The sequence below is a fragment of the Arthrobacter sp. efr-133-TYG-120 genome (genome assembly GCF_030209785.1).
Taxonomy (GTDB): Bacteria; Actinomycetota; Actinomycetes; order Actinomycetales; family Micrococcaceae; genus Arthrobacter.
Genome location: NZ_JARVRI010000048.1, coordinates 1 through 3276, shown reverse-complemented (window position 1 = coordinate 3276; position 3276 = coordinate 1). Strand labels below are relative to the sequence as shown.

General features: G+C 64.3%; 4 protein-coding genes. 2 read left to right on the top strand and 2 right to left on the bottom strand.

Going from position 1 to position 3276, the window contains the following annotated elements:
- Window positions 1–60: 60 nt before the first annotated feature.
- Both QRN51_RS22475 and gluQRS read right to left on the bottom strand, forming a co-directional pair.
- Window positions 61–1077, bottom strand: a complete 1017-nt coding sequence (locus QRN51_RS22475; RefSeq protein WP_284991958.1) for an NADP-dependent oxidoreductase — start codon at window positions 1075–1077, stop codon at window positions 61–63.
- Window positions 1078–1986 carry a tRNA glutamyl-Q(34) synthetase GluQRS gene (gene gluQRS, locus QRN51_RS22470; RefSeq protein WP_284991957.1) on the bottom strand — a complete coding sequence of 303 codons (909 nt, stop codon included), beginning with the start codon at window positions 1984–1986 and terminating at the stop codon, window positions 1078–1080.
- Between the two features lie 101 nt (window positions 1987–2087).
- On the opposite strand from gluQRS, the gene QRN51_RS22465 reads away from it, so the two are divergent.
- Window positions 2088–2312, top strand: a complete 225-nt coding sequence (locus tag QRN51_RS22465) for a hypothetical protein (RefSeq protein WP_284991956.1) — start codon at window positions 2088–2090, stop codon at window positions 2310–2312.
- Between the two features lie 423 nt (window positions 2313–2735).
- Window positions 2736–3194, top strand: a complete 459-nt coding sequence (locus QRN51_RS22460; RefSeq protein ID WP_184741515.1) for an Lrp/AsnC family transcriptional regulator — start codon at window positions 2736–2738, stop codon at window positions 3192–3194.
- Window positions 3195–3276: the final 82 nt, after the last annotated feature.

Genomic DNA, 3276 nt, shown 5'->3' with positions numbered 1-3276 from the left:
GCCCCCTAACCTCGCTAGCTCGGCCAGGGAACCCGGCAGAATGGGCCCACCTTCCACCCCCTAACTGCGGCGAGTGTCCATGGTCACCACGATCTTGCCCTTGGCGCGTCCCTGCTCCAGCGCGGCGAAAGCGTCGGCGATCTTTTCGAGCGGATAGCTGCTATCCACCACCGGTTTCAGTTTTCCCTCGGAAACGAGGCGTGACAGGAACTTCAAGTCTTCGCCACTGGGGTGCATGAAAAGGTAGCGGTACCGGACGTTGGCTTCACGGGCGCGGCTCCGGATTCCGAGGCTGATCGCCCAGAACAGCGCGGTCATCCAGGCCGGGGCCGCAAGGTCCTTCAGGGCCGTCTGCGGTTCGGGCATCCCCGCGATGCTGACCACTTTCGCGCCCGGCTTGAGGATCTTGAACGTCTGGTCCAGCGTCTCCCCCCCTACGAGGTCGAACGCGGCGTCGAAGCCATGAAGCACTTCGGCCAGGTTCTCCTTCGTATAGTCGACGACGGCGTCCGCCCCGAGCCGCCGCACCAACTCTTCCCCACGGGGAGACGCAGTGGTGGTCACCTCGGCGCCAAAGTACTTGGCCAACTGGATGGCAAGGGTTCCCACTCCGCCCGCGCCCCCGGAAATGAACAGCTTGGTCCCGGGCTTGATCTCGAGCTCGTCGCGCAGTGCCTGCAACGCGGTGAGGCCCGCCAAGGGAAGGCTCGCGGCCTCGGTGTAGCTGAGCGACCTTGGCATGAGCGCCACGAAATCCTCGTGGACGGCGGCGTGTTCGGCAAAAGCGCCCAGCAGGGTCTTGTCCACGCGGGCAAACACCCGGTCTCCCGTGGCGAAGCGGGTGACGCCCGGGCCTACAGCTTCCACGATCCCGGCCAGTTCGCTTCCAGCCACCAAGGGCAGCCTTGGCCTGGTGATCACCCGGACTGCACCTTCTCGTTGCTTGTAGTCCACAGGATTGAGTCCCGCGGCAAACACCCTGACCAGGACCTCGCCCGGACCGGCAACCGGCCTGGGGACGTCCTGCAGCTCCATTGCGTCGGCGCCGCCGTAGCGGGTCAGCACATAGGCGAGCACTTAGGCCCCTTTCCGGAGGGTTGATTGCTGAATGCCATTCCATATCCATGGCCCGTGTGGCAATCTGGCCGGATCAAATCCATCCAAGGCCTCGCCAAGCGGCCCTCCCGGCAAGCCGAGCGATTCCAAGATCAGGTCCCGCACCTCCGCGGCAGACAGCCCGACGGCGGCAAGGTCGCCGAGCGTCACCGCGCCGTCGCGCTTGGCCAGGCGGGCGCCGTCGCGATTCAACACCAAGGGGACGTGGGCGTATTCCGGAACGGCAATGCCCAACAAAGAGGCCAAATAGGCCTGGCGGGGTGTGGAGGACAGGAGGTCGTCTCCGCGGACTACCTGGTCCACGCCCTGTGCCGCGTCATCCACCACCACGGCCAAATTGTAGGCAGTGACGCCGTCGTTCCTGCGGAGCACAAAGTCGTCCACGACGCCCGTGTATGAACCGTGCAACTTGTCCTCGACAGTCCATTCGTGGGCTTCAGCGCGGAGCCGGATGGCTGCAGGGCGGGAGGCCCGGCGGATCTCGAGCTCCGACGTCGAAAGGTTCCTGCACGTGCCCGGGTAAGCGCCTTGTGGCGCGTGCGGGGCGGACGGAGCATCCTGGATCTCGCGTCGCGTGCAGAAGCATTCATACGTCAGCCCTGCGTCCGCGAGCCGCTCGATCGCGTCGTTGTACAGCCCGGAACGGTCCGTCTGGCGGACGACGGCGCCGTCCCACGTCACGCCGACGGCCCCAAGATCGCGGAGCTGGACTTCCTCGGCGCCGGCCCGAGCCCGGTCGAGGTCCTCCACGCGCAGCAGGAAGGCGCGGCCCGTGGAACGAGCGAAGAGCCAGGCGAGCATGGCGGTGCGCAGATTGCCCACGTGAAGCTCGCCGGAGGGGCTCGGAGCGAAGCGGCCAGCGGAAGTCATGGCACAAGACTATGCGCCGCCGGGCGTGCCTGCAGGATTCCGGGGAGGTCGGGGCCGCTGGGAGAATTGGGTACCTTTAGTTTCCAAAGAGAGGACCAACGTTGAACTCAGCTCGAGCCAAGGCGATGGTTTGCTTCTGGAAAGCCGAAGAAGGTTGGGGCGAACTTATTCTTCCCGACGGGAAGAAATGCTTCGGACAATTCTCGGTCATCGAGCAATCAGGCGGATACAGGTCCCTCAATGCAGGCGATCTGGTGGAGGTCGAATGGACCGCCGCCTCCCAAGATGAATACGACTTTGTCGCGGTGTTGATTCAGCCTTTTTGAGAACACGACCCGGGCAGCACAAGAGCCCCTCAGCTACCGCAACTCATTCGGTGGCTCAGGGGCTCTTATGGTGGTGCCGGCGTTAGGCCGCCGGGGTGCGGAAAGACGATGCGTGAACAAGAGTCAATCAGCGGCTGCGTCTTTGCGGGACGGTGATTCGGGTGGCCGGGTGGTGTACCGGAGGATCCGTAGCCTGTGGGGTCCGGCGGTAGCCTTTCCCTTCGTTGCCACTATTTGAACAGAAACACTACAACTGGCGCAACGGACTCAATCGCCACTGGTCAATCTGACTAATTGCCCACCAGAAGACGAGCAGCGGATGGTCACTTTGCCGAAGTCGGCTCCGCATTGTGCGGGAGAATGGGATCTGGTTGGACATTCTGACCAGCCGAACCTTGAGCGACCAGGCAGAAAGCGTTAGCGATGCAGGAATTGGATTCAACGGACAAGCGGATCCTTGCCGCGCTCGACGACGACCCCCGGGTGCCGATCATGGTCCTCGCCCAGCGCCTGGGCCTGGCGCGCGGGACGGTCCAGTCGCGCCTGGAGCGAATGTCGGCGTCGGGCGCTTTGCGTCCGAACAGCAGCCGCGTGCTGCCCTCAGCACTGGGCCGCGGCGTTGCGGCGGCGGTAAGTGCGGAGTTGGATCAGAGCCGGCTGAACGAGGCCATCGCTGCCCTGCGCGACATCCCGGAAGTACTCGAATGCCATGCGCCGGCCGGCGACACCGACCTCATCATCCGTGTGGTCGCAACGAGCCCGGACGATCTATACCGGGTGTCCGAAGAGATCAGGCTGTGCCCGGGAATCGTGCGCACGTCCACCAGCATGTTCCTGCGCGAGGTGATTCCGTACCGGACGACAGGGTTGCTGCAAGGCTGAGGTCATATTTGGAAGTAGTGGTTCCGCCGGGGTTTGCGGTGGGGGTCGATGTGCGGTGGCGGGATGAACCAGGGCACGCCCG

Excerpts from the sequence above, each read along its gene's own strand:
- gluQRS (WP_284991957.1), bottom strand. The coding sequence starts at position 1,986 with ATGACTTCCGCTGGCCGCTTCGCTCCGAGCCCCTCCGGCGAGCTTCAC.
- QRN51_RS22460 (WP_184741515.1), top strand. The coding sequence starts at position 2,736 with ATGCAGGAATTGGATTCAACGGACAAGCGGATCCTTGCCGCGCTCGAC.